A 24846-nucleotide genomic window follows, 5' to 3' on the forward strand; every position below is an offset into this window, starting at 1 on the left:
CCGCCCCCCAGCCGCGTTTTTGATCCGCCCCTACTACACCGGCGTATAGGTCGTTGTATGATGGTCGCATCAGCGCAATAGCGGTTACAGAATCCCAAGGTCGGAATATCATGGCACAGGCACGCAATCTCCTTTACAGCTTCCTCAGGTGGTTCGACTCCGAAGCGGGCGCTGAACACATTGATGCCAGCAGCACCCGGCTCAACTGGATCCGGATCATCCCCTTCATTGGCCTGCACCTGGCATGCCTGGGGGTGATCTGGGTCGGCGTGAGTCCCTTTGCCGTCTGGTTCGCCATCGGTTTCTTCGTGCTGCGCATGTTCGCGATAACCGGCTTCTATCACCGGTACTTTGCCCATAAGACTTTCAGTACCAACCGCTTCTGGCAGTTCATCTTCGCGGTGATCGGCAGTAGCGCCGTGCAGCGTGGACCACTCTGGTGGGCCGCCCATCACCGCCATCATCACCAGCACTCGGATACCGACAAGGATCTCCACTCCCCAGAGCAGCAGGGGTTCTGGTGGTCCCACGTGGGCTGGTTTACCTGTGACGCGGCTTTTCTGACTGATTACCGCCGGGTTGGGGATTGGGCCCGCTACCCGGAGCTCCGGTTCCTGAACCGTTTTGACGCCATTGTTCCGCTGGTCTGCGTGGTTGGCATCTACGCGCTGGGTGAGGCTCTGGCCGCCTGGGCTCCGGCCCTTGGCACCAACGGCCCCCAGCTGACGATCTGGGGCTTCTTCATCTCAACCGTGGCGGTCTTCCACGGCACTGTCTCCATCAATTCCCTGGCCCACGTATGGGGCCGGAGGCGCTTCGAGACCTCTGACGACAGCCGCAACAATTTCTGGCTGGCCCTGCTCACCCTCGGCGAGGGCTGGCACAACAATCACCACCGCTGCCCGACATCCGCACGCCAGGGCTTTCGCTGGTGGGAGATCGACATCACCTTCTACCTGCTCTGGCTGATGGAAAAGGCCGGCATCATCCATAACCTGAAACCCATTCCCAAAGCGGTTTATCAGGAAACCCTGGAAAGGGATCGACAGAGGCATGGCCATGACGCTGAGCAGTAAACAGGTCGCGCGCTTCCAGTCGCTGTTCAATCGTGCACCTCCGGACATTGAGGCCCTGATGGAGGAGTGCTACCACGACCGAGTCCTGTTTCGGGACCCACTGGTGGAGCGCCGGGGTACGGAATCACTGGCGCAGTATCTGCGCTCGGCCTATGTCAATGTCACCAGCTGTGAGTTCGATTTCGGTGAGCCGGCAAGCAATGCCCACAGCGTCATGCTGCCCTGGAGTATGACGCTGGAGCACCCCAAACTGGCCCATGGCCGGTCTTTCATCGTCGAAGGGGTGAGCCTCCTGAAGGGGCAGGATGATCTGATCGTCTTCCACCGCGACTACTACGACGCGGGCGAGCTTCTCTACGAGAACATTCCGGTGCTCGGCCGGATCATTCAGTGGATCAGGAGCAGAGCGGTATGAGCAACGAGCACAACACCACCAATCTGACGGTGTGGCTCACCGGCGCTACTTCGGGCATCGGGCTGGCGGTTCTCGCCGAACTTGTCCGCCAGGGGCACCGGGTCATTGCAACCGGGCGCAACCGCGACAGGCTCAATGAGATCGTGGCTGAATACGGTAACGCGGTCACCCCCCTGGCGGGAGACGTGACCAGCCCCCAGGACTGCCGCTACTTCCGCGAGCAGCTGCACGCCATGGCGCCCATTGACTGGGCCATTCTCAACGCGGGCACCTGTGAATACATGGATGTGTCGGATTTCGACGCGGAGCTGGTCGCCCGGGTGGTCAACACCAACATTGTCGGCACAGCCCGGGCGATTGAGGCCGTTCTGCCGGTACTCCGGACCAGCCGGAACCGGGAGCGCCACCCCCTGCTGGCAGTGGTCGGCTCCTCCGCCTGGTGGTTCCCGTTCACCCGTGCGGAAGCCTATGGCGCCTCCAAGGCGGGCCTGGCCTACCTTGCGGAATCGCTGCGCGCTGACCTGGCGGGAGAAGGGATCGACGTGTCACTGATCTCCCCCGGATTCGTGCGCACACCGCTTACCGACCAGAATGATTTCTCGATGCCCTTCCTGATGGAGGCGGAGGATGCCGCGCGCATCATGGTTCGGGACCTGACGCGACACAGGCCGGATATCCACTTCCCCAGACGGTTCACGCTGATGCTCAAGCTGTTCGCCTGTCTGCCACGGTCACTGCGGGACCGTATGGCGGCGGCCATGTCCCGTAACGCCAAGGAATCAAACGACTGATCACTTCCATGACTGAACCACAGCGAATTGCCGTCATCGGCAGTGGCATCTCGGGACTTGTCTGCGCCTGGCTGTTGAGCCGCCGGCACGAGGTTCATCTCTACGAGGCCGAGCATCAACTGGGTGGCCACACCAACACCGAACACGTTGAAGCCGGCGGCCGGAGCTGGCCGGTGAATACCGGCTTCATCGTCTACAACGACTGGACTTACCCGGGGTTCATCCGGATCATGGATCAGCTGGGCATTGCCTCGGAAACCTCGACCATGAGCTTCAGCGTGCACGGAGGCGCCACGGGTCTCGAGTACAACGGCACCAGCCTGAACGCGCTGTTTGCCCAGCGCCGCAATCTGGTCAATCCATGGTTCCTGGGAATGGTCGGCGAAATCCTGCGCTTCAACCGTCTTACCCGGGACGACCTGGCCAACGATCGGATCGCAGAGACGGAAACACTGGGTCATTACCTGCAGCGCCATGGGTTTTCGCGGTATTTCCGGCAGCATTACATCATACCCATGGGAGCCGCGATCTGGTCCGCTTCGGAGAGCGATATGGACCGTTTCCCGGTGCGTTTCTTCCTGCGGTTCTTTAACAACCACGGCATGCTGTCCGTCTCCGACAGGCCTGAATGGCGGGTCATCCAGGGCGGCTCCGAGGCCTATATCCCGGCGATGACCGCGCCCCTGGGGCAACGCGTTTACACCAATACGCCGGTTAATACCGTCACCCGGGACGCGGAAGGGGTCACACTGACCTCGAGGCGCGGCAATGAACGTTTTGACCAGGTCATCATCGCCAGCCATGCCGATCAGGCACTGGCTATGCTGTCGGACGCCACGGAAGCGGAAAACACCATCCTGGGCGCACTGCCCTACCAGCCCAATGACGTGGTCCTGCATACAGACCCCTCGGTACTGCCCCGCAGCCGCCGTGCCTGGGCCGCCTGGAACTACCATCTGCCAGAGTCGGCGGATGAGCCGGTTTCCGTCACCTACAACATGAACATCCTGCAGAATTTCCGCGACGCCCCAGAGACTTTCTGCGTGACGCTGAACCGCACGCATGCCATTGATCCCTCCCGCATCATCAAGCGGTTCAGCTATTCGCACCCGCGCTTCACCCTGGAGGGCATCAATGCCCAAAGCCGCTATGAACGGATCGGGGGCCACCATCGTACTCATTACTGTGGTGCCTATTGGTTCAATGGGTTCCACGAGGATGGCGTGCGCAGCGCCCTGCGCGTTTGTGAAGCACTGGGAGAAACACTGGAATGAGTGCTGAGCCTCTCAAGAGCGGATTTCTCGAAGGCAGCATCCGCCACCGGCGGATGATGCCGGTACGGCATGACTTTGAGTATCCCATGGGGATGTACGCCGTGCGCCTGGACGAATGGGACAGGCTGGAGGGTCTTAACCCCGGCATCTCAACAAGGCGCCCGAACCGGGTCTGGTTCCGGCGCCGCGACTATTTCCAGCCCGGTAACGGATCACTGGACGGGGCTGTACGCCGTCATGTTGAGATTGCCACCGGCAACCGCCCCACCGGGCCGATCGAGCTCATCACCCATCCGCGTTACTGGGGCTGGATCTTCAATCCGGTGAGCTTCTACTTCTGCTACGCCCGGGACGCGGACGCCCAGAGGAACCCGGTGCCCGAGGCCATACTGGCCCAGATCACCAATACGCCCTGGGAGCAGCGCCACAGCTACGTGCTTTCGGGCGGCAGTATCACGGAAACAGGTAACGGGTGGCAGAGCCGTCGCTACCGTTTCGCCAAGCAGTTCCATGTCTCACCCTTCAACCCCATGGAACAGGATTACGAATGGCTGTTCGGGTTCCATCCCGAAGCGCTGCGTGTGCACATGACGGTACGTGGCCATGAGGGCCGGGTCTTCGATGCCACACTGGCCACCGACCGTCAGCCCCTCACCCCGGAAGTGGCGGGACGTGCGCTGCGGCGCTTCCCGGCGGAGACCCTGAAAGCCAGCCTTGGCATTCACCTCAACGCCCTCCGGCTCTGGCGTAAGGGGGCGGTCTTCCACGATCACCCCCAGTGGGAGGGTGCCTCCGCCAGCAATCTGGAACCGGCACTGGGCGTGCCAGCCAATGCATCATCGGATCAGTTTGGAACGGTAACATCATGGAAAACCTGAAAATAACAGCACCGCGCTCATCACTGGCGCCCGTCGATCACTGGGCTCGCGTCCTGGTTACGGCAACGCTGCGCAATCTCGAACAGGGTCAGCTGCGCGTGGTTGAAGGCGACCGTGAGAGCTGGTTCGGCAGCGACGACGGTCTACACCATCCGGTGCAGTTGACCGTACACGACGCCTCCGCCTGGCGGGACATGGTCTCCGGTGGCAGCATCGGCGCCGCCGAGGCCTATGTGGCCGGAGATTGGGACTCCCCCGACCTGACGGGTCTTCTGCGCTTCTTTGCCCGTAACAACGACCGCATGAACGGGTTCGAGGACCGGGTCTCCTGGGTAACCCGGCCGGCCCGGCGCTCCCTCCACTGGCTCAACCGCAACACACGCACCGGCGCGCGCAAGAACATCGAGGCACACTACGACCTCGGCAATGACCTCTTCGAGCGCTTCCTCGACCCAACCATGATGTACTCCGCCGCCATCTTCCCCTCTGCGGAAAGTACTCTGGAAGAGGCCTCCCGCTACAAGCTGGACCGGATCTGCCAGAAGCTGGATCTGCGCCCAGGGGACCAGGTGGTGGAAATCGGCACCGGCTGGGGCGGTTTCGCCCTCCACGCGGCACAGCACTATGGCTGCCATGTGACCACCACAACGATCTCCGCCCAGCAGTACGAATGGGCCCGGGAACAGATTGCGGCTCAGGGTCTGGATGACCGCATAACGCTGCTCTACGAGGATTACCGCAACCTTGAAGGGACCTACGATAAACTCGTCTCCATCGAAATGATCGAGGCGGTGGGGCCGCAGTTTCTTGGCGAATACATGGAACAGCTCAGCGCGCTGCTCAAACCGGACGGCCTCGCCCTGATCCAGGCAATCACACTCCCTGAGCAGCGATACGAGCGTGCCCTGAAGAACGTGGACTTCATCCAGCGCTACATTTTCCCGGGCAGCTTCATCCCATCGCTGGGCGCCATACTGGGCGCAGTACGGGACCACTCGGACCTGGTCTTCAGCCATGCCGAGGACATTGGCCTGCATTACGCACGCACCCTCGCCTGCTGGCGGGAACGCTTTGAAGCCAACCGTGACGCCATCCGCAGCCTCGGGTACTCTGACGCGTTCATCCGCCTGTGGCGGTACTACTTCGCCTATTGCGAGGCTGGATTCGCGGAGCGGCGCATCGGCAACATCCAGCTTCTGATGGGCAAGCCAGACAACCGCCGCTCCTGCATCGTAGCCGCCGGCGACCTCACCGATGGGAGAACCTGAGCATGCGCAGTCTCGCGAACTTCATCCTCTTCCAACTCGGGTGGTTCGTGGCCGTGCTGTATCCCGGCCAGCTGGCGGCTCTCGCCGGCGTGGCCGTGGTCGCTGCCCACCTGATGTTCATCAGCGCCTTTCCGCAGCGCGAATTCCGCTTCATCCTCATGGCCACTGTGCTCGGCAGCGTATTGGATGTTCTCCACCAGAACCTCGGCATTCTCAGCTTCCCCGGCCACGAAGGCGCCTATGCCAGCGGCATGATTCCGGTATGGCTGGTCATGCTTTGGGCGGTTTTTGCCACCGCCGTGAACCACTGCCTCTACTGGATGCGTCATTACCGGCTGGTACTCTTTGGTCTGCCACCGTTCGCGGGCGCTCTCGCTTACGCTGCGGCTGAAAGCGTCGGCACCATCGAGATCGGTTACGGCCTCTGGGGCATCGTGGCCATCGGCGTTGGCTGGGGGCTGATATACCCTGTGCTGGTGCGTATCAGCCAGTGGCTGGAATCCATTGAGGAAGTGCCTCTCTATGAACAACGCTGGTAACCGCTTTCTGGCCGGATTGCTGCTGGCCGGGATCACGATCACGGCATCGGCGGAGAAGGAAATCCGCTTCAGCGGTAGCGCCGAATCCCTTGATTCCGGGAAAATCGTCTATACCGAACAGCACCGTCAGACCGGCGAATGCCGTAATGGGTTCTGGGCGCCCCGTGAACACCAAGTGACCTACCGCGACCCGAAGGGTGACATCATCGCCCAGAAAACCCTGGATTATGGTGATACCCCCTCGCGTCCGAGCTTCACGCTGGAAGATCAGCGCTTCGGTGAGCGCATGCAGGTTCGCAACCCGGAAAATGGACGGGTGCGGATCCGCTACCGTGCCAGCAGCGGAGACGAGTCCAGCTATCGCATCAAGGCCCCGGATAATGGTGTGATCGACGCCGGATTTGAGGTTATGGTGCGCCAGAACTGGGAAACCCTGGTCGAGGACGGTGAGGATGTCCGCATCCAGTTCCTGGTTCCCACCAGGGGCAAGTTCTACGCTTTCGATGCCGAACCCGCACAAATGCAGGCCCTGGATGGGGAGCATGTGTTCCGCATCAGCGTGGCGGGCTGGGTCTCCAGCTGGTTCGTGGACCCCCTTCACCTTGCCTTCAACGATAAGCGCCAGCTCACTGATTTCCATGGGCTCACCAACATTCTTCGCAATCCCGAGGACAATCACAGGGCGCACATCCGCTATGAGCATGAAAACGCGCCCGGCTGCCACTGAGTCCCTGCACCCGCGGTCGAGCTGTGGTAGGGTATGGCGCCGTTGGACACCGACTTCGCACACATGCAGAAAGACCCGGACCTCATGCGCTTCGTTACCTTTAACGTGAATGGCATCCGCGCACGGATGCACCAGCTCGAGCAGCTCGTGAACGATTACCAGCCCGATGTGATCGGGCTTCAGGAAACAAAGGTTGCGGATGACCAGTTTCCCGCCGCGGAGGTGGAACAGCTGGGGTATCACGTGAACTGGTTCGGCCAGAAAGGCCACTACGGTGTGGCGCTGATGAGCCGGAATGAGCCGGTACGTGTCCAGCGTGGCTACCCGTGGGACGACGACGATGCCCAGCGCCGGCTGATCACGGCGGACATTCCGGTGGGGGATGAAACAGTGACGGTCATCAATGGCTATTTCCCACAGGGGGAAAGCCGGGATCACCCCACCAAGTTCCCCGCCAAGGAGCGGTTTTACCAGGATCTCCAGCGCCTGCTGCGGGAGCAGTATTCACCCGAACACCCGCTGATGGTGATGGGGGATCTCAATATCTCCTCCACCGATCTTGATGTGGGCATTGGTGAGGACAACCGCAAGCGCTGGCTGCGCGAAGGCAAGTGCTCCTTCCTGCCGGAAGAACGGGAATGGCTGCAGCAGGTCAAGAGCTGGGGGCTGAACGATGTCTACCGCCATCTCTACCCCGAGACCGATGACGACTTCAGCTGGTTTGACTACCGCAGCCGTGGGTTTGAGCGGGATCCCAAGCGTGGCCTGCGGATCGACCTGATCCTGGCGACGGATGCCCTGGCCCAGCGCGTGACAGACGGTGGTATTTCCTACAGTATCCGGAGTATGACCAAGCCCTCCGACCACTGTCCGGTATGGGCTGACTTTCGCCGGTAAACCGAGCACTGGGATGGTGCGGCCGCATGAAGCGCAAGACCCGTGATCGGATCCTCGACGCCAGCCTTGAGCTGTTCAACGCGGACGGGGAGTCCAACGTGACCACGCTGCAGATCGCTGACGAGATCGACATCAGCCCGGGCAACCTGTATTACCATTTCAAGAGCAAGAGTGAGATCGTCACCGAGCTCTACGACCGCTATGAACACGAGATCCAGGAGCTGCTTGCGGTACCGGAGGTCGAAATCTCGGTGGACGACCAGTGGCTGTTCCTGCATCTGCTGTTCGAAACCATCGCCCGCTACCGCTTTCTCTACCAGGATCTGGTCAATGTCCTCTCCCGCTACCCGGTCCTGCAGCCGCGCTTCCAGCGCATTGTGAAACAGAAGTACCAGGCCACGCGCCGTATCTGCGCCAGTTTCCGTGAACAGGGCATCCTCTCGGCAAGCGACCGGGAAGTGGAGGCCCTGTGCCACCAGATCGTGCTGACCCTGACCTACTGGCTGAGCTTCGAGATGCTGTCACACCTGAACCAGAAGGATTCGGTGGATCTGGGGCGGGGTGTCTACCAGGTCATGGTTCTGGTCGCCCCCTACCTGCGTGCCGAGGAGCGCGAGGCACTGGAGGCGATGAGCGAGGACTATCTCTAGGCGGGCTCAGTCACCGCGCTGCTGTTCCAGCTCTCTGCGCAGCTTTTCCACCTCGTCCTGCAGGTGCTGTACCTGATGCTCCAGGTCACGGACCCGCCCAGGCGCAGGAATACCCAGCCGATCCAGTGCCTTTGAAACACGTTCGTCAAACACGGATTCCAGCCGGTTCCAGGTACCGGAAGCGCGTTCCCGAACTCCGTCCACACTGTCCTCAACGGCTTTAACCTGCCGGTTGACGACCCCACGGGTGCGTTCCTCAATGTCCTCGCCCTCCTTGACCAGACGCTCGAAGAACCGGCCTGCGTCCTCCTCCGCCTTGGTATAGGCTCCCAGCCCCGCCAGCCAGATCTGGCGGGCGGAATCCTTGATCCGCTCGGCCATCTGCTGCTGTTCATGGCTGGTTTCAGTGCTGGGGTCTTCGTCTTTATTTTCCGCCATGGGCTTGGACTCCGGCGCATGCTTTCTGTGAGAATCCCATTATACCTGAACCCGGGGCCCGGCATGAAACTGAGACAGTATCTGAAGAAACGGATTGTGCCCGAGGCGGTCGACCGTCAGGTGGATCGCATGCGCAAGGTCACCGGCAGCCTTGGCCATGATCCCTGGGGCTTTCAGGAGGACGCCGCCAAGATCGGTATGACACTGGTCCGGCCCATCCACGATTACTGGTTCCGGGTGGACAGCCGGGGTGAAGAGCGCGTACCGGACGAAGGGCCAGTACTGCTGGTGGCCAACCACAGCGGCCAGCTGCCCCTGGATGGCCTCATGATCGGGTACACCCTCGCCAACCGGGCGAGGAACCCCCGCCTGCCCCGCGCCATGATCGAACGCTTCTTCCCCACCGTGCCCTGGCTGGGCAACCTGCTGAACCAGGTAGGGGCCGTTCTCGGTGACCCTGCCAATTGCGCCCGCATGCTGGAAAACGGCGAAGCGGTGATCATCTTCCCGGAGGGCATCCGGGGCTCCGGTAAGCCCTACCGCGAGCGCTACCAGCTCAAGCGCTTTGGCAGCGGCTTCATGCGTCTGGCGATGGAGCACAACGCCACCGTTGTTCCTGTCGGGGTTGTTGGCTGTGAGGAAACCATGCCGGCGTTCGGTAACGTCCGTCCTCTGGCACGCTGGCTCGGCGTCCCCTATGTGCCCGTCGCCGCACCTGTGGTTCTCCCGAGCCGGGTGCTGCTGCGCTTCGGCGAACCCATGCACTTCCAGCCGGACCCGGAAATGACCGAAGAGATCATGGCGCGGCATGTGGACAGGGTCCGCAGTGCCATCAGTGATCTGATCGACCAGGGCCTGAGCGAACGGGAGCGGGTGTTTTGAGCGGTTCAGCGGAGAACAGGCCCACCCTGCTGGTTACCGGTGCCGGCGGTGCCCTGGCCCAGCAGGTCATACAGCGCCTGCGGGCGGATTACCGGATCGTTGCCGTGGACTTCCGCGAGGAGGTCTGGCTCGGCCCCGACGTCGCCAGTTACCGGGTGGACTTCCAGAAACGTGGTTTCGAGGATCTATTCCGGCGCTACCGCTTTGACGGCGTTGTCCACCTCGGTCGCATCATGTCCAGCCAGGGGACCCGGATGAGCCGCTACAACGCCAATGTGCTGGGCACCGACCGGCTTCTGTCGCTCAGTGACCGCTATGGCGTACGCCGGGTCATCGTCCTGTCCACCTATCATGTCTACGGTGCCAATGCGTTCAATCCCGCACTGATCGACGAATCCTACCCACTCAAGAGCGCCGGGCTGAGCATGGATCTGGTGGATTCCGTGGAGCTGGAGAACCTGGCCACCATCTATCTCTGGCGGAACCCGGATCTCAACATCACCATCCTGCGGCCGTGCAACATCGTGGGCCCAGGTGTGCGCAACACCATCAGCAATCTCCTGGCCTCGCACAATGCGCCGGTCATGGCCGGTTTCTCGCCCATGATGCAGTTCATCCACAGCGAGGACATGGCTCGCGCGATCGAAACGGCCTACCGCCAGCCGCACACGGGCATCTTCAATGTCGCACCCCAGGACTGGGTGGACTACCGCGATGCACTGGAGGCCTGCGGCTGTCGGCCGATTCCCGTTCCCTCCATCCCCCCGATGCTGCCCCGCACCCTGCTTCGGGCTCTCAATATGAGACGTTTCCCACCCTATCTGATGGATTTTTTCAAGTATCCTGTCATTATTGATGGTCGCCAGTTCGCCCAGCGTTTCCAGTTCGAGCCGGAACGCCGCCTGGAGACGATTTTCCGTTACTATCGCGAGCTTCGGTACCAGTCCTGAACGCCCGCGACTCCGAATGAGCAAAGGGAGTAACAGTTGCTGGAGTTCGGTGTTGTCAGCCACCTTGCGGCGGCGGGGGTCTATAGTGTCCTCGCAGGCTTTACCGCCTGCCGCTACCTGCGTCGGGGTACCGACAGGGCCCTGTTTCTGGCCGCCAGCCTAACCGCACTCTGGGCCATTGCTATCGTGGCGCAGACCCTTTGGGGCTGGCCCGAATTCGCCCTGCGCTATGTTATCGAACTCGCCCGTAACAGCGCCTGGATCTTGGTGCTCTTCGCGCTGATCCGCGATGCCCGGGATCACAGCCTGTTCTCCCGCCGGCTGTTGCTGTTTGCCAGTGGTGCTCTGCTCACGATTCTGGCCGTCCTCATCGTTTCCGCCCTGACAGGATGGGCACTGGATATAAACCTGCTGTCAGCGCGGGCGATGCTGTTCGCACAGCTTGCCATTTCGCTGCTGGGAATCAGCGTGCTGGAACAGATCTGGCGCAATGCCTCGGCCTATGGGCGTTCCAGTATCCGCTATCTGTGCTTCGGCATCACTGGCGTTTTCCTCTATGAATTCCTTCTCTATGCGGATGCACTGCTCTTCAACCGTATGGCCAGCGGACTCTGGGACGCCCGTGGCGCGGTCAACGCCCTGCTGACGCCCCTTTTCGCCGTCAACCTGATCAACGCCCGGCGTCAGCCCGTCCAGCTGCAGCTGTCACGCACCTTTGTCTTTCACGCCGGCACGCTGGTCTTCGCGGGCATCTATCTGCTGATCGTCGCGATCGGGGGCTACTATGTCCGGCTTGCCGGGGGGGAGTGGGGGGAAGGCCTGCAGGTGGTGTTCATCGCTGCCTTCGTGCTCCTGTTTGTGCTGCTGATGGCCTCCAGCTGGTTCCGGGCACGGGTCATGATGTTCGTCAGCCAGAATTTCTTTGACTACAAGTACGATTACCGCGACGAGTGGCTGAAGATGACCGAGACCTTCAGCAACCTCAACGAGGACCCCCCCTTGCCGGAACGGGCCATCCGCACCCTTGCCGGACTTGTCGAAAGTCGCACCGGAGCCCTGTGGCTGCGGGACGATGAAGGCCATTTCTCATTCCAGGCATCCGTGGGGCTGGTGCCGCCCAAACACACACAGATCGACGGAGATGCGGAACTGACGGCATTCTTTCGCGAGCGTGAATGGATCCTGGACATGGACGAATACTCCGTCGATCCCGTGCGCTACAACCTGCTCGAGATTCCCGATGCCATTCTCGGTTTCAACGACCAGTGGCTCATCATTCCTCTCTACCTCGGGCGGGAGCTCTATGGCATCGCCCTCGTTGGCTCTCCCTATACCCGGGTTGAGCTCAACTGGGAGAATTTCGACCTGATCCGCGTGGTGGGCCGCCAGCTGAGCAACTTCCTCGCCCAGGCGGACGCCCAGAGCCGCCTTTCCAGAGCGCTGCAGTTCGAGGCCGTCAACAAGGCTTCCGCGTTCATGGTGCACGACCTCAAGACACTGATCGCCCAACTTTCCCTGCTGGTCAGCAACGCCCCCAAACACCGCGACAACCCCCAGTTCATCGATGACATGATCGCCACCACCGATCACGCCGTAAATAAGATGTCGCGACTTGTCGAACACATCCGTCAACCGGAAACCGCGGAACGGGAAACCGAACTGGATGTTGCCGCCCTCGCTCAGCAGGTGGTGGATCAGCGCGGTAACCAGGAACCCGCGCCGGTCTATGAGGGTCCCTTATCCAATGTGATTGTCCGGGCCGATCCACAGCAGCTGCAGAACGTACTCTCCCATCTGGTGCAGAACGCCCAGGATGCGACGCGCCGGGACGGCGAAGTGAGCCTCACCCTCAAGGCGGGCAGCGGGGCCGCGGTGCTGTTTGTCCAGGATACCGGCGATGGCATGAGTGAAACCTTTATCAGGGACTCGCTCTTCCGTCCTTTCCAGAGCACCAAGGGCCTGACCGGAATGGGTATCGGGGCCTACCAGGCCCAGGAATACGTCAAACAGATCGGGGGCGCCATGGACGTCACCAGTGAACCCGGAGTGGGCTCCTGCTTCACCATCCGGCTGCCCCTGGCCTCGCCTGATGCCCATTCAGAGCCCTAAATGCTGCAGAAATCACGTTAATGATCATTCACTATTGGCATCAGCAGGCAGAAAGCATACGCTCAGCCTGAGGGGCGCTGATCGCGCTGACCGCAGTAAGGAAAATCCATGCAGGGAAATGCCGAAGCACGTCGTCTGCTCATCATAGAAGATGACCCTGGCCTGCAGAGCCAGATGCGGTGGTGTTTTGACGGAAGTACCGAGGTCACCGTCGCAGAGGACCGCGAGGAGGCCATGGCCGCCCTTCGCCGATGTGAACCGCAGGTTGTGACTCTGGATCTGGGACTGCCACCGGATCCCGGTGGCGCCAGCGAAGGCTTCCGTCTTCTAGAGGATATCCTTGGCCTGGCACCTGCCACCAAGGTTATTGTCGTAACCGGGCGCGAAGACCGTGAGAACGCGGTGAGAGCCGTGGGCATGGGCGCCGCGGACTTCTATCAGAAGCCGCTGGACAGCGATATCCTCAACTTTGTCGTCAGCCGCGCTTTCCGCCTCCACGAACTTGAGCGGGAGAACGAACGGCTGGCTGTTGGTCATAATGGCGCCCGCCTCAAGGGCATTATTGCTTCAAGCCCTCAGATGATCGCCACCTGCCGAACGATCGAGAAGATCGCACCTGCGGACGTGACCACACTCATCACCGGTGAAACCGGAACCGGCAAAGAGGTGCTGGCACGTGCACTGCACGATCTCAGCCCCCGGCTCAACAAGCCCTTTGCGGCCATCAACTGCGCGGCCATCCCGGAAAACCTGCTCGAAAGCGAGCTGTTCGGCCATGAGAAAGGCGCCTTCACAGGTGCCAGCCAGAGTAAACAGGGAAAGGTGGAGATGGCACACGGTGGCACGCTCTTCCTGGACGAGATTGGCGATATGCCGCTGTCGCTGCAGGTCAAGATGCTGCGCTTCCTGCAGGAGCGGGTCATCGAGCGTGTTGGTGGCGTGCGTTCCATTCCGGTGGATGTGCGGGTGGTGGCCGCCACTCATCAGGATCTTGAGACCCTGATCCGCAATCAGCAGTTCCGTGAGGATCTCTATTACCGCCTGAGCGAGATCACCGTACCAGTTCCCCCCTTGAGGGCACGTGAAGGCGATGCTGTTCTGATCGCCCAGTCCCTTCTCAGGGAGTTTGCTGGCCAGATGAACCGGACCACCCTGACCTTCTCGGAAGATGCGCTGCGCGCAGTGCGGGCCTATAACTGGCCAGGCAACGTCCGTGAGATGATCAACAAGGTCAAGCGTGCCACCATCATGGCCGAAGGTAAGCGCATCACAGCCGCTGATCTGGAGCTCGACGCCGCGGACGACAGCACCGGTTCCGCACTGAACCTGCGCCAGGTCCGTGAGGAGGCGGAGCGGCGCGCCATTACCCAGGCACTGCTGTGCGCCGACTACAACATGGCGCAGGCAGCACGGCTTCTGGGCGTTACGCGACCAACACTCTATAACCTCACCGACAAGTACAGCATCGCGACCTCGGTCGCTCAGGGGGGCCAATGAAATCTATCCAGCCATGGCTTCCGCTGGCCCTGCTTCTGGCTCTTCTGGCCGGTTGCAGCAACGACGACCAGATGAGCCAGGAGGAAGTCGAGTTTCTGAGTCATATGGATCAGGCGCAGTTCTTCCGCGAACAGGGTGAGCTCCAGGCCAGCACCCAGGAGGCCCGCAATGCTATGGAGCTGAAGCCGGACCAGTTCGAGCCCTGGTTCCTGGTCATCAGAAACCTGATTACTGCGGGGGATGGAGATACCGCGGAACGCCAGCTTGATGAGCTCGCTGCAAGGATTGATACGGAAGACCCAGAGAACCGGGATCACCTCAACCGCATGGCGCTCGCCCGCGCCCAGGCACGATTGATCCGCGAGGACTGGGACGGTGCTATTGAGGCTCTCGATTCCCTCCGGGAGCCTGAGCGCAACCAGCAGATTACCGCGCACCGGCTCGCTGGCGATGCCCACCGTCAGGCGGGTGATGCCGACGCCGCCCGCAAAGCGTACAAGCGGGCCCTGGATACCAACCCGGGCGCCATCATGGCCCATCTGGGGTTTTCCCGGCTCGCCTGGCAGCAGGGTGATAAAGAGGCCGCCCGGGAACATCTGGCAGCCGCCAGGGAGCAGGACGCCGATGACTCCGAGGTGTGGCTCTGGCGCGCCCGCATCGCCCATCAGGAAGGCCGGTTCGAGGAGGCTGCGGAAGCCTACACCCAGGCCCTTGAGGGCATCGGACGTTACGATGTGATGACCCGTCGCAAATACGAAACCATTTCCCTGCTGATCGACGTGCTGCGTGAGAACGGCAATGCCTCCCAGGCATTCGTCTACGAGGAAATGCTGGCGAATTCCGCTCCGGGAACCATCCGGTCTGGTATGCGGGCTGCCCGCGAGGCCTATGGTGAGGGTAACCTTTCCATTGCTGCCGGCCATCTTGAGGAGGTACTTGCTCAGGCACCAGGTCATGACGACGCCGGCATCCTGCTGGGCATCATCCGGTTCCAGCAGGGTCGTATGGATGATGCCGAGTCACTTCTGTCGGAATACCAGGATAAGGTGGACTCCGGTGAGCTTACCAAAATGCTGGCCGCGGCCCGGATCCAGCTCCAGCGTCCTGAAGAAGCGCGCCGGATGCTGGAGGAGCTGGATCCCGAAGGCAACGACCCCGGAGTGGTCGCACTGATCGGCGTCGCCGCGCTCAGCAGCGGTGAGGACCAGCTCGGTCGTGCCATGATTGAGCAATCCCTGGCGATGGCGCCGGACAACACCGACCTGCGGGTACGGTTTGCCCGATACCTCGCCTCCGAGGGCAACAATCAGGAGGCGCGGACACAGCTTGAAACCGCCATTGAGCGCGCACCGGATGCGGAACAGCCACGGGCGTTTCTTGCCCGCTTCCTGGCTGAGCAAGGCGAGCACGAAGCCGCCCGGAAGGTAGTGGACCAGTGGCGCAGTGATCAGCCTGACAGTGTCCTTGCCCAAAACCTGGCTGGCGACATAGCACAGCTCCGCGGGGATTCGGACGCGGCGCGGCAACATTATCAGGAGGCCATCGGAATGGATGAGTCTCCCGCCAGCCACCATGCCCTGGGTGCACTCCATGCCCGGGATGGCAACGCGAAGCCTACCCTGGAGCACCTTCGTCGGGCTGTTGAGCTCGCCCCGGACAGCCCACGCTACCTTCGGGATCTTGTGTCCGTTGCCGCGAATCACGATGCTGAAGACGCCACGCGGGATTTTCTTGCCCGCGTGGCCGACGAAAGTGATTCAGCAACAGCCCCCCATCGCTATCTGCTGCAAGTGGCACTGGAAAGTGGTGATGATGAACGGGCCTCCGAGCTGGTTGCCGCCATCGAGAACCGGCTCGATGACAGCGGCCAGAAGGTCTCTGTGATTGCAGGCGCCTATCTCGCTGCTGCCCGCACTACCGCCGACCGTGGCAATGACGGCCGCACCCGGGAACTCGTGCGCCAGGGGCGCCAGCGCTATACGGAACATGAAGGACTTGCGCTGTTTGAGGCACGGCTTCAGTTTGAGGCGGAGCGTGCCTCGGATGCCCGGGACATTCTCCGCTCGATAAAGACCCAGCACCCCGGCTCTCCCCGGCCCTTCCTGCTGGAGGCGGACTATATGGCCAGCGAGGGCAACTACTCCCAGGCAGCGGACCTGTACCAGCTCGCCCGGGACAAATCCGATTCGCCTCAGACTGTCGCACGCCAGGTGCGCGTGCTGCGTGAGGCGGAGCGCGGTCGCCGTGCCATTGAGGTGCTTGAGGCAGCCACCAAAAAGTTCCCCCAGTCCTCAAGGCTGTACCTCGAACTGGCAATGCTGGAGCAGAGTACCGGCAACCGGGAAGCGGCACGTAGCGCCTACGAACGGACCCTGCAGCTGGCGCCCGAGAACGCCGTTGCCCTGAACAACCTTGCCTGGCTCCTTCATGAGGACGAACCGGAGCGGGCACTGGAACTGGCGGAAAAAGCCTATAATGCCAATCCGGAAGCCGCCTCCATTGTGGATACCTACGGCTGGATACTCTTCCGCAACGGGGATCTTGAGCGGAGTATCGAGATTCTGGAATCCGCCCATGAGCTGGCGCCCGAGGCCGCGGAGATCCGGGAGCATCTTGCCGCCGTGCACCGGGAAGCCGGAAATAATGCCCGGGCCGAGGAACTCACCCGCTGACGCCCTGGGCCGCCCCCGGGAATGCACACTTCGGACAAAGCGGAACCGGAGAGACCGGGAACGGTTCCCTACCCCTTTGGCAGCGGCTCAATGTTCAGACTGGAAATGGTGCGGCTGGCCGGACTTGAACCGGCACGCCCGAAGGCAGGGGATTTTAAGTCCCCAGTGTCTACCCATTCCACCACAGCCGCAGAAGGATCAGGAAAGGCGGGAGGATTGTATAAACCCCTGGAAGGAAACGCAATCAGAGGTTCAGAAACAGAAAACCCCGCGGCCGTAACCGCGGGGTTTTCAACACAATCACGCAGCGGTGTTTATGCTTCCGGCGGACGGAAAGCCACCTGCTGAATGAAGTCCACCTGATTGAGGATGAACGGACGCTGCATGTCGCCGTAGCGTTCAACGTTAACGAAGCCCGCGTCCTCGAGCAGGTGCGTTACGTAGTTCTGACGCAGCGGATACATGTTGAGCTGGAAAGTGCTGCCGTCCTTGAACGTGTAGTGGAACTGCGCCAGACCGCGATGCAGCTGGGCGGGGCCCACATCCACACCGTCACCGCAATAGTTGTACGCATGCTTGGAGCTGTAGCCCTCGTCCAGCATGGTGTCGTAGTTGCGGTGGTCGATGATCAGCATGCCACCCGGGCGCAGTGTCCGGAACATGGCGTGCAGGGCATCGCGGCGCTGCTCGTGGTCGAACAGGTGGGTAAAGGAGTTACCCAGGCACACGATGGCGTCATATTGTTCCTTGCCCAGGGTATCGTCCAGGGTCAGCCAGTCAGCTACGCAGGATTTATTGAAAGTCGCACCGCGTGCCTTGGCGTTCTCCCGCGCCTTTTCGAGCATGTTCTCTGAGCCGTCAGTGGCGGTGACCTTGAAGCCCCCCAGAGCCAGGGCTACGGCGTTGACGCCGGTACCGCAGGCAACGTCGGCGACGTCTTTTGCGCCGTGGGCGTTGAGCAGCCGTCCGTAGAAGGGTCCATCGCGTTCCAGGCGATCGTCCCAGCCGACCAGGTCATCCCAGTATTCGGCGAAACTGGGGGTATACTGCTCGTACTGTTCGCCGGCATTCGCGTTTTCTACAGCTGTCATGATTCGTTTCTCCTTGAAAATTGGTCCGCAGGAACATCCGCTTGAATCAGATAGGGAGTCCTGCCGTGGTTAACCGTACGCAGGTATTGCATACCGCTTCCCCATCGGTAGGTGGTTGGCACCACCGCCTGAAGGACCAGGCTGGCCAGCGATGGGAACGGGAACGCCGGGCGGGTTTGATGCCGGCGTCCGACCACGACCAAGACGAACTGTACGCAGATTTCCGTTGACGGTACAGATTCAGAAACGTAAAAAAGATACCATTACAGTTTTCGGTTTTCCCCTATGGCAGCATCAGGGGGCGATGTAGTTAAGGAGTACAGATGGGCAAGTGGCTCTACGAGGATGTGGCGGGACAGATCGCCCAGCAGATTGAGGACAGTGTCTACAGCCCGGGGGACCGGCTGCCGGGTATACGCAAACTGTCACAGCAGTTCGGGGTCAGCCTGGCCACCGCCGTGGAAGCGTGCCAGCTTCTGGAGGATCGCGGCATCATCCGTGCGCGGCCGCGTTCCGGATTCTACGTTCAGGAACCGGATGCCGCCCCTGTGGAGTGGCGCAAGCCTGAGAGTACTGAGGACGGACCCACGCTGGTCACAGGCCAGGCCCGCGTACTGGAGCTGATCCGCCAGTATGGTGACCCTGCCCTGCTTCCCCTGGGAACCGCCGTGCCCGATCCCGAGCTGCTGCCACTTACGGCCCTGGACCGCTGTATCGGGCATGCACGGCGGGTCCACAGGAACCGTGTGGCCGGCTATGACTTCCCTCCCGGAGATGAATCCCTGCGTGTGCAGATCGCCCGCCGGATGGCGGATGCCGGCTGCCACATCAGCCCGGATGACGTGGTCATCACCAGTGGCTGCCAGGAAGCAATCTCCCTGAGCCTGCGCGCCGTGGCCAATCCCGGAGACGTGATCGCTATTGAGTCACCCACCTTCTACGGCATTCTTCAGGCCATAGAATCCCAGGGCATGCGGGCTCTGGAGTTACCGACCGAGCCCGGTGGCGGCATCCACCCGGAGACCCTGGAAAGCGCCATCGAGCGATGGCCGATACAGGCCTGTGTGGCCATGCCCAACTACGGCAATCCGCTGGGCCACCTCGCCTCCAATGAACGCAAGGAAGCGACTGTCCGGCTGCTTGCGGACAATGGCATTCCCCTGATCGAGGACGACATCTACGGCGAGCTGGGGTTCTCCGGTGATCGGCCCTGGGCGGCCAAGGCCTGGGACACGGACGGGGGTGTTCTGTACTGCAGTTCCTTTTCCAAGACACTGGGAACCGGAATGAGGATCGGCTGGGCTGTACCCGGGCGTTTCCGCGACCAGCTCACCTACCTCAAGTACGCGACCAACCAGGCCGCCCCAACCCTGCAGACGCTCGCGCTCGCCCGGTTCCTGGACCAGGGCGGCTACGACCGTTACCTGCGGCGTATCCGGCGGATCTATCAGCGCCAGGTCAACCGTGTTGCGCGCGGCATACAGGAGCACTTCCCTCGGGGCACCCGGGTCAGCCGACCACGGGGCGGATTCGTGCTCTGGGTGGAACTGCCGGAGCACGCCAACACCCTTAACCTGCAACAGCACGCACTGGAAGAAGGCATCAGCATCGCCCCGGGTCCGCTGTTCTCCTCAACGGAACGGTTCCAGCGCTATCTCAGGGTGAACTGTGGCGTTGCGGATGCGGACCGCGTGGACGCAGCCATCGCACGACTGGGGCGACTTACACGGAAAAGGGGGTGACATCGGATTAATGGAGGCGCGGGTCGGAATCGAACCGGCGTAAACGGAGTTGCAGTCCGTCGCATGACCACTCTGCCACCGCGCCTGAAACAGGGAAGGAAACTGGAGCGGGAAACGAGATTCGAACTCGCGACATCCACCTTGGCAAGGTGGTGCTCTACCAGCTGAGCTATTCCCGCTCTCTGATGGGGCTGTGTGCTGCCCTCGACAACGGGTGTGTATTTTACTGACGCCGCATCTGTCGTCAATAGCTGTTTTCAGGTGACTGATTTAACACCAGCCGGCCAAAATCCGGAAGACAGGCAAAGGCTTCCCATAAGAAAATTGCATAGAGCAGGATAAGCCTCCGGCCCTACTCCCTCGCGCCAGCAGTAACCATCATAACGCCGCGTCGCTAGCGTCAGCCCGCATTCAAACAAGCCGAGGGAGTTCTTATGCCACAGCATCCGTTCATCATTCACCAGCAGCCCGCAGCCGTGCACATCGACGACGGCCGTTCAACGATGGAGGTCAGCCCGCTATGGCTGCGGGAGCGGACGCAGGCGCCTGACCAGTTGGAACCAATGACACAGCAGCGTCTGTTCGATTCCCACGCCATCGACGACGCGCTGACCCTGAAAAAGGCTGAACCTGTGGGCACCGACCGCGTTTCACTGTCGTTCAGCGATGGTCATGAAGAAGTGTATGACCTGACCGCCCTGGCCCAGGAGCTGGGCAATACAGCGCCTTTCCCAGCCGCGGAGCCCTGGGATTCCAGCCTGGACCAGCAGCGCGTGCGCTTTGATTGGGTGCGTGTCCAGCAGGATAACGCCTACTTCAAGGCATCTCTGTCAGCCTACCTGCAGTATGGCTACCTGATCCTGTACAACGTGCCGACGGACCCAGAGCGCATCCTGGAGGTGGGGAGCCATTTCGGCTACGTCAAGGAAACCAACTTCGGGCGCTATTTCGAAGTCTATTCACGGCCCACTGGTAATGACCTGGCCTACCGCAGCGTGGCTCTGGGACCGCACACTGATAATCCCTACCGTAATCCGGTCCCCGGTATCCAGCTGCTGCACTGCCTGGTAAACGAAACCAGCGGCGGCCTTTCCACGCTTGCGGACAGCCTCAAAGTGCTGGAGCAGCTGCGCGCCGAAACCCCGGAAGGCTATGAGCTGCTCAAGCGCACGCCGGTTCGCTTTCGTTTTGTGGATGCAGGCACCGAGTTGACCACCCAACGCACCATGATCCAGACGGATGATCACGGCAACCCGACGGGCGTGCATTACAGTCCGCGCCTGGATGCCCTGCCGCTTCTTTCGGATGCGGACACACGCCTGTTCCACCAGGCACGCCAGCGCCTGGGTCAGCTGTTTTCCGACCCCGCTTACGAAGCACGCTTCACGCTCAATGCCGGCGAGCTGATGATGTTCGACAACAGCCGGGTACTGCACGGGCGCACCAGCTATGACCCCAGTGAGGGGCACCGCCACCTCCAGGGCTGCTACCTGGACGCTGACGGGCCGCGAGAGCGCTATGCAAGTCTTCAGAAACTGCATCAAACCACAGAAGAGGTCGCATAAATGCAACAGGTTTCCTTTCGTCAGATGAAAGACGGCACCCGCGAGGATTACGTGCTGCTGGATGAGCTGGAAGAGGCGTTCAATCAGGGACTGGTGGATCGCTTGATGCAGGCGCTACGCAATCTGGAAAACACCCTCAGCGGTTACCAGGTCTCACGCCTCGAGCATTCGCTGCAAACGGCCGCGCGCGCCGAGGCCGATGGCGCAGACGACGACATGATTGCAGGCGCTCTCCTCCACGATCTGGGCGATGAGCTCGCACCCTACAACCATTCTCAGCTCGCGGCCTCGATCATCCGACCCTACGTGCGCGCGGAGGTGACCTGGGTGGTGCGGCACCATGGCCTCTTCCAGAAAGTCTATTATGCGCATCATTTCGGCGAGGACCCCTATGAGCGCGATCGCTACAGGGACCACCCGTGGTACCAGAGTTGCATCGATTTCTGCGAGCGCTACGATCAGGCCTCTTTCGACCCGGATTACCCAACACCCACGCTGGACCATTTTGAACCGCTGTTGCGGCGGGTTTTCTCGCGCGCGCCTTTTGATCCGGCCGTGATCGGTCAAGAGGAACCGGCTTAAAGGTAAGCCCCTGTTGTCACGCACTGCATGAGTGGCAGGCGCCCTGTATTTGCGGGCAGCTGCCACTACATTCCCCCCAAACCGGGCATGCAGCGGGATCGTCGGCCCGATGACCGACTTTAAAGAGGACACAATTATCGCTACCTCAAACGACGCTCCAACGCCTAATCTGCAGGAAGACAACCCCCACGCGGTTATCACCACAGACTACAAGGTAACCGAACTTACCCAGGGCGGTCTGTTCCGTGGCATGCACAAACGCATGACCATTGGCGCAACCCTGCTCATCCTGCTCTTCGTTCTGTTCACCGGCTTGTCAGGTAGCGCCGACACCGTATTTGGCGCAGCCCGAACCTGGATTGAAACAACTTTCAGCGGCTATTACCTGGTGACAGTCATGGCGCTGCTTGCGGTCTGCGCTGTTCTGATCTTCACCCGTTACGGCAGTATCCGCTTGGGGACGGATGACAGCCGTCCGGAGTTCGGGAACTTTTCCTGGTTTTCCATGCTGTTCTCAGCGGGTATTGGGATCGGGATTCTGTTTTTCGGAGTGGCAGAGCCGATTTTCTATTTTGATAATACCGGCGCTTTCGATTACCCGAATAATCCTCATGCCGATATGGCCGGCGCCACGTCACTCAATCAGGAGCGCGCCATTGATGCCCTTCGGGTCACCGTATTCCACTGGGGTCTCCATGGCTGGGCCATCTACGTGATCGTCGGTATGTCCCTGGCGTACTTTGCCTTCCGTAAAGGTCTTCCACTGGCACTGCGCTCAGCACTCTATCCGTTTATTGGTGAACGGATCTTCGGACCTGTAGGCCATGTTTTCGACATTTTCGGGGTGCTCGGCTGCGTATTCGGCGTTGCAACCTCACTGGGTCTTGGCGTCAGCCAGATGAGTGTCGGACTGGAGCGACTGTTTGGAATCAGCGACGGTTTGACTACCCAGCTCATACTGATCCTGGTGATTTCCACCCTGTCGATTCTGTCGGCGGCGTTGGGCGTCAAAAAAGGCATCCGGATCATTTCCGAGATGAATATCTGGGTCTCGGTAATGGTGGTCGGTGTTTTCCTGGTTGGGGGCCCTACGCTTTGGTTGCTAACCACCTTTTTTCAGACCCTCTTCGACTATGCCGTCAACGTGGTTCCCATGGGTCTGTGGAAAGCGGACTCCCCGGAGACCGGAGAATGGCAGCGGGCCTGGACCATCTTCTATTGGGGCTGGTGGCTGGCCTGGGCACCTTTCGTGGGTCTTTTCATTGCCCGGATCTCCAAAGGCCGAACGCTTCGTGAATTCGTTCTGGGCGTTCTGTTCGTGCCGACTCTGATCGCCTTTGCATGGCTGGTGATCTTTGGAGGTACCGCCATTCACCAGGAGCTGTCTGCTTCCGGCGGAGCTGGCACGGCAGGCATTATTGAACTGGTCAATGGCTGGAAGCTTCCCGCAGCGCTGTTCGCCACGGCTGATGGCATCGCCGGTACCGGTTTGTTTGGCTGGCTGCTTTCGGCAATGATGGTGTTCCTGTTGATGAGTTGGTTCATCACATCGTCGGATTCGGGCACCCTGGTGGTAACGACCATCCTCTCGTTGGGTGACGAGGAGCCACCACATGTTTTCCGCGTTTACTGGGGTGCAATGATTGGGCTGGTGGCTGCCGTACTGCTGGTGCTGGGTGGACTTTCCGCTCTGCAGACGGCATTGATTGCCGCCGCACTCCCCGTCAGCTTCGTCATCATCCTGATGACCCTTGGCGTGTTGCTATCGCTGGTTCAGGAACCGCGGCAGCCGCTTGCGCAGACAGGTGAGCACGCCTAATACCTGGCATCGACTGGCTGATACGGCTGCATGGCAGCCATCAGCCAGTCGCAGATAGGCTGCACCACCGCGCTGCGGTGGTGTTTCGCGCTCAGCCAGTAGCCATACTCCGTGCGCTTTATTCGCGGCCCCAACGCAATCAGCTGCCCGGTTTTCAGGTACTCCTCCACCAGGATAGGCCACCCCAGCGCCACCCCCTGGCGCGCCAGCGTCGCGTGCAATAGCAGCGCATAGTTGTGATAGGCGAAATAATCTTCCCTTGGCGCTAGTTCAATCCCGACCTGATCACACCACTGCAGCCAGTCGAGCCAGCGCGGTTCGTGGATATCCTGGTGCAGCAGTGTGACGTGGTCCAGATCGGATGCCTTTAGCTCACTGCCCAGGGCGTTACTGCGGGCGTAGTCAGGGCTGGTTACAGGGAAGACCTCTTCCCTGGCGAGGAGCTGGCTTTCTTCCTGGGGCAGATAGGGGCCGAAACGAATGGCAATATCTGCTGCCTGCAGCTCAGGGTCGTCCGCCCGGTCAATAGGCTTGAGTGTGAATGTGACCTCGGGGAACGCCTGCTTCATCGCCGGAAGATGTGGCAGCAACCACAGGTGCAGAAATCCCGAGCCGGCCGCAATCACAACCGAGGGCGCCGGCCCTTCTCCCTCACGCAACAGCCGGTCGCAAGCGCCCCGAATCCCGCTCAGGCCAGATGAAACCTCCCGACGGAAACGCTCTCCCTTGGCCGTGAGCTGAAGCTTTCCACCCTTACGGTCAAACAGAGGCATGCCCGCCCACTCCTCCAGTGCGCGAATGCGCTGCGAGATCGCAGGTTGAGTCGTGCGCTCCTCATCAGCAGCAGCCGTCATGGAGCCCAGCCGCGCAGTTGCCTCAAAAGCCACCAGTGACTGCAGCGATGGCAGCGATTGGCTGTTTTGAGTTCGCTTCATGGTGGATCACGCCCCGTAATGCAGACAAAGAACATGATAATAATCAATG

Annotated in this window: 22 protein-coding genes and 3 tRNA genes; 19 read left to right on the top strand and 6 right to left on the bottom strand. The window is 61.0% G+C overall.

Annotated features, from left to right (window positions below; translation table 11 throughout):
- The first annotated feature begins 110 nt into the window (after positions 1-110).
- The 10 genes from QZ501_RS03600 (at position 111) to QZ501_RS03645 (ending at position 8515) form a co-directional block, all read left to right on the top strand.
- Positions 111-1076, top strand: a complete 966-nt coding sequence (locus QZ501_RS03600) for an acyl-CoA desaturase (RefSeq protein WP_151439527.1) — start codon at positions 111-113, stop codon at positions 1074-1076.
- The gene (locus QZ501_RS03605; protein ID WP_160898742.1) at positions 1060-1491 is read left to right on the top strand and encodes a nuclear transport factor 2 family protein; all 432 of its coding nucleotides are present in this window, start codon (positions 1060-1062) and stop codon (positions 1489-1491) included. Before QZ501_RS03600 ends, QZ501_RS03605 begins: the two co-directional genes overlap by 17 nt.
- The gene (locus QZ501_RS03610; RefSeq protein WP_295717225.1) at positions 1488-2282 is read left to right on the top strand and encodes an SDR family NAD(P)-dependent oxidoreductase; all 795 of its coding nucleotides are present in this window, start codon (positions 1488-1490) and stop codon (positions 2280-2282) included. The genes QZ501_RS03605 and QZ501_RS03610 overlap by 4 nt, the downstream gene beginning before the upstream one ends.
- A gap of 8 nt (positions 2283-2290) precedes the next feature.
- Positions 2291-3556, top strand: coding sequence for an FAD-dependent oxidoreductase (locus QZ501_RS03615; protein ID WP_295717227.1), 1266 nt, complete (start codon positions 2291-2293; stop codon positions 3554-3556).
- Positions 3553-4434 carry a DUF1365 domain-containing protein gene (locus tag QZ501_RS03620; RefSeq protein ID WP_160898740.1) on the top strand — a complete coding sequence of 294 codons (882 nt, stop codon included), beginning with the start codon at positions 3553-3555 and terminating at the stop codon, positions 4432-4434. The genes QZ501_RS03615 and QZ501_RS03620 overlap by 4 nt, the downstream gene beginning before the upstream one ends.
- Complete coding sequence (locus tag QZ501_RS03625) at positions 4422-5702, top strand: cyclopropane-fatty-acyl-phospholipid synthase family protein (protein ID WP_151439532.1); 1281 nt, start codon at positions 4422-4424, stop codon at positions 5700-5702. Before QZ501_RS03620 ends, QZ501_RS03625 begins: the two co-directional genes overlap by 13 nt.
- A 2-nt stretch (positions 5703-5704) precedes the next feature.
- Complete coding sequence (locus tag QZ501_RS03630; RefSeq protein ID WP_151439533.1) at positions 5705-6241, top strand: DUF2878 domain-containing protein; 537 nt, start codon at positions 5705-5707, stop codon at positions 6239-6241.
- Positions 6225-6968 carry a hypothetical protein gene (locus QZ501_RS03635; RefSeq protein ID WP_295717231.1) on the top strand — a complete coding sequence of 248 codons (744 nt, stop codon included), beginning with the start codon at positions 6225-6227 and terminating at the stop codon, positions 6966-6968. Before QZ501_RS03630 ends, QZ501_RS03635 begins: the two co-directional genes overlap by 17 nt.
- A gap of 84 nt (positions 6969-7052) precedes the next feature.
- Positions 7053-7865 carry an exodeoxyribonuclease III gene (xthA, locus tag QZ501_RS03640; RefSeq protein ID WP_151439659.1) on the top strand — a complete coding sequence of 271 codons (813 nt, stop codon included), beginning with the start codon at positions 7053-7055 and terminating at the stop codon, positions 7863-7865.
- Between the two features lie 26 nt (positions 7866-7891).
- A complete protein-coding gene (locus QZ501_RS03645; RefSeq protein ID WP_151439535.1) occupies positions 7892-8515 on the top strand; it encodes a TetR/AcrR family transcriptional regulator in 624 nt (207 codons plus the stop codon).
- Positions 8516-8521: 6 nt separating this feature from the next.
- Here the strand turns inward: QZ501_RS03645 and QZ501_RS03650 are convergent, their stop codons facing one another.
- Positions 8522-8953, bottom strand: coding sequence for a phasin family protein (locus tag QZ501_RS03650; RefSeq protein WP_151439536.1), 432 nt, complete (start codon positions 8951-8953; stop codon positions 8522-8524).
- Positions 8954-9016: 63 nt separating this feature from the next.
- On the opposite strand from QZ501_RS03650, the gene QZ501_RS03655 reads away from it, so the two are divergent.
- The 5 genes from QZ501_RS03655 (at position 9017) to QZ501_RS03675 (ending at position 17063) form a co-directional block, all read left to right on the top strand.
- Entirely contained in the window at positions 9017-9835 is an 819-nt protein-coding gene (locus QZ501_RS03655; RefSeq protein WP_295717234.1) for a lysophospholipid acyltransferase family protein, read from the top strand.
- Positions 9832-10785: an SDR family oxidoreductase gene (locus tag QZ501_RS03660; RefSeq protein WP_151439538.1), complete on the top strand. Its 954-nt coding sequence runs from the start codon at positions 9832-9834 to the stop codon at positions 10783-10785. Before QZ501_RS03655 ends, QZ501_RS03660 begins: the two co-directional genes overlap by 4 nt.
- Positions 10786-10821: 36 nt before the next feature.
- The gene (gene prsK, locus QZ501_RS03665) at positions 10822-12894 is read left to right on the top strand and encodes an XrtA/PEP-CTERM system histidine kinase PrsK (RefSeq protein ID WP_295717237.1); all 2073 of its coding nucleotides are present in this window, start codon (positions 10822-10824) and stop codon (positions 12892-12894) included.
- Positions 12895-13002: 108 nt separating this feature from the next.
- The gene (prsR, locus tag QZ501_RS03670; protein WP_295717238.1) at positions 13003-14391 is read left to right on the top strand and encodes a PEP-CTERM-box response regulator transcription factor; all 1389 of its coding nucleotides are present in this window, start codon (positions 13003-13005) and stop codon (positions 14389-14391) included.
- Complete coding sequence (locus QZ501_RS03675) at positions 14388-17063, top strand: tetratricopeptide repeat protein (protein WP_295717240.1); 2676 nt, start codon at positions 14388-14390, stop codon at positions 17061-17063. The genes prsR and QZ501_RS03675 overlap by 4 nt, the downstream gene beginning before the upstream one ends.
- Positions 17064-17169: 106 nt before the next feature.
- Here the strand turns inward: QZ501_RS03675 and QZ501_RS03680 are convergent.
- A tRNA-Leu gene (locus QZ501_RS03680) sits at positions 17170-17254 on the bottom strand.
- 123 nt (positions 17255-17377) lie between these two features.
- Complete coding sequence (locus QZ501_RS03685) at positions 17378-18154, bottom strand: methyltransferase domain-containing protein (RefSeq protein WP_151439542.1); 777 nt, start codon at positions 18152-18154, stop codon at positions 17378-17380.
- 323 nt (positions 18155-18477) lie between these two features.
- On the opposite strand from QZ501_RS03685, the gene QZ501_RS03690 reads away from it, so the two are divergent.
- Positions 18478-19896 carry a PLP-dependent aminotransferase family protein gene (locus tag QZ501_RS03690; protein WP_151439543.1) on the top strand — a complete coding sequence of 473 codons (1419 nt, stop codon included), beginning with the start codon at positions 18478-18480 and terminating at the stop codon, positions 19894-19896.
- Positions 19897-19907: 11 nt separating this feature from the next.
- Here QZ501_RS03690 and QZ501_RS03695 read toward each other — a convergent pair.
- Positions 19908-19981 (bottom strand) — tRNA-Cys (locus tag QZ501_RS03695).
- Positions 19982-19999: 18 nt separating this feature from the next.
- A tRNA-Gly gene (locus tag QZ501_RS03700) sits at positions 20000-20075 on the bottom strand.
- A 255-nt stretch (positions 20076-20330) separates the two neighbouring features.
- Between QZ501_RS03700 and QZ501_RS03705 the strand changes: the two genes are divergently transcribed.
- The 3 genes from QZ501_RS03705 to QZ501_RS03715 all read left to right on the top strand — a co-directional run bounded on the left by QZ501_RS03705 (position 20331) and on the right by QZ501_RS03715 (position 23862).
- Positions 20331-21461 (top strand): TauD/TfdA family dioxygenase, encoded by a 1131-nt coding sequence (locus tag QZ501_RS03705; protein WP_160898735.1) that lies wholly within the window; start codon positions 20331-20333, stop codon positions 21459-21461.
- Positions 21462-22043 carry an HD domain-containing protein gene (locus tag QZ501_RS03710; RefSeq protein WP_151439545.1) on the top strand — a complete coding sequence of 194 codons (582 nt, stop codon included), beginning with the start codon at positions 21462-21464 and terminating at the stop codon, positions 22041-22043.
- Positions 22044-22152: 109 nt separating this feature from the next.
- On the top strand, positions 22153-23862 hold the full coding sequence (locus QZ501_RS03715) for a BCCT family transporter (RefSeq protein ID WP_192497268.1): 1710 nt from the start codon (positions 22153-22155) through the stop codon (positions 23860-23862).
- Here the strand turns inward: QZ501_RS03715 and QZ501_RS03720 are convergent.
- On the bottom strand, positions 23859-24797 hold the full coding sequence (locus QZ501_RS03720) for a LysR substrate-binding domain-containing protein (protein ID WP_295717245.1): 939 nt from the start codon (positions 24795-24797) through the stop codon (positions 23859-23861). The two genes, QZ501_RS03715 and QZ501_RS03720, sit on opposite strands and share 4 nt — an antisense overlap.
- Between the last annotated feature and the right edge of the window lie 49 nt (positions 24798-24846).

Source organism: uncultured Halovibrio sp., assembly GCF_913056445.1.
In the GTDB taxonomy this organism is placed as follows: Bacteria; Pseudomonadota; Gammaproteobacteria; order Pseudomonadales; family Oleiphilaceae; genus Halospina; species Halospina utahensis_B.

What these genes read in the sequence shown, in the direction of transcription:
- QZ501_RS03720 (WP_295717245.1), bottom strand. Translation starts at nt 24,797, where the DNA reads ATGAAGCGAACTCAAAACAGCCAATCGCTGCCATCGCTGCAGTCACTG.
- QZ501_RS03655 (WP_295717234.1), top strand. Translation starts at nt 9,017, where the DNA reads ATGAAACTGAGACAGTATCTGAAGAAACGGATTGTGCCCGAGGCGGTC.
- QZ501_RS03635 (WP_295717231.1), top strand. Translation starts at nt 6,225, where the DNA reads ATGAACAACGCTGGTAACCGCTTTCTGGCCGGATTGCTGCTGGCCGGG.
- QZ501_RS03620 (WP_160898740.1), top strand. Translation starts at nt 3,553, where the DNA reads ATGAGTGCTGAGCCTCTCAAGAGCGGATTTCTCGAAGGCAGCATCCGC.
- QZ501_RS03630 (WP_151439533.1), top strand. Translation starts at nt 5,705, where the DNA reads ATGCGCAGTCTCGCGAACTTCATCCTCTTCCAACTCGGGTGGTTCGTG.
- QZ501_RS03650 (WP_151439536.1), bottom strand. Translation starts at nt 8,953, where the DNA reads ATGGCGGAAAATAAAGACGAAGACCCCAGCACTGAAACCAGCCATGAA.
- prsR (WP_295717238.1), top strand. Translation starts at nt 13,003, where the DNA reads ATGCAGGGAAATGCCGAAGCACGTCGTCTGCTCATCATAGAAGATGAC.
- QZ501_RS03645 (WP_151439535.1), top strand. Translation starts at nt 7,892, where the DNA reads ATGAAGCGCAAGACCCGTGATCGGATCCTCGACGCCAGCCTTGAGCTG.
- QZ501_RS03600 (WP_151439527.1), top strand. Translation starts at nt 111, where the DNA reads ATGGCACAGGCACGCAATCTCCTTTACAGCTTCCTCAGGTGGTTCGAC.
- QZ501_RS03690 (WP_151439543.1), top strand. Translation starts at nt 18,478, where the DNA reads ATGGGCAAGTGGCTCTACGAGGATGTGGCGGGACAGATCGCCCAGCAG.
- QZ501_RS03685 (WP_151439542.1), bottom strand. Translation starts at nt 18,154, where the DNA reads ATGACAGCTGTAGAAAACGCGAATGCCGGCGAACAGTACGAGCAGTAT.
- QZ501_RS03605 (WP_160898742.1), top strand. Translation starts at nt 1,060, where the DNA reads ATGACGCTGAGCAGTAAACAGGTCGCGCGCTTCCAGTCGCTGTTCAAT.
- QZ501_RS03610 (WP_295717225.1), top strand. Translation starts at nt 1,488, where the DNA reads ATGAGCAACGAGCACAACACCACCAATCTGACGGTGTGGCTCACCGGC.
- QZ501_RS03615 (WP_295717227.1), top strand. Translation starts at nt 2,291, where the DNA reads ATGACTGAACCACAGCGAATTGCCGTCATCGGCAGTGGCATCTCGGGA.
- QZ501_RS03675 (WP_295717240.1), top strand. Translation starts at nt 14,388, where the DNA reads ATGAAATCTATCCAGCCATGGCTTCCGCTGGCCCTGCTTCTGGCTCTT.
- QZ501_RS03625 (WP_151439532.1), top strand. Translation starts at nt 4,422, where the DNA reads ATGGAAAACCTGAAAATAACAGCACCGCGCTCATCACTGGCGCCCGTC.
- QZ501_RS03715 (WP_192497268.1), top strand. Translation starts at nt 22,153, where the DNA reads ATGACCGACTTTAAAGAGGACACAATTATCGCTACCTCAAACGACGCT.
- QZ501_RS03705 (WP_160898735.1), top strand. Translation starts at nt 20,331, where the DNA reads ATGCCACAGCATCCGTTCATCATTCACCAGCAGCCCGCAGCCGTGCAC.
- xthA (WP_151439659.1), top strand. Translation starts at nt 7,053, where the DNA reads ATGCGCTTCGTTACCTTTAACGTGAATGGCATCCGCGCACGGATGCAC.
- QZ501_RS03710 (WP_151439545.1), top strand. Translation starts at nt 21,462, where the DNA reads ATGCAACAGGTTTCCTTTCGTCAGATGAAAGACGGCACCCGCGAGGAT.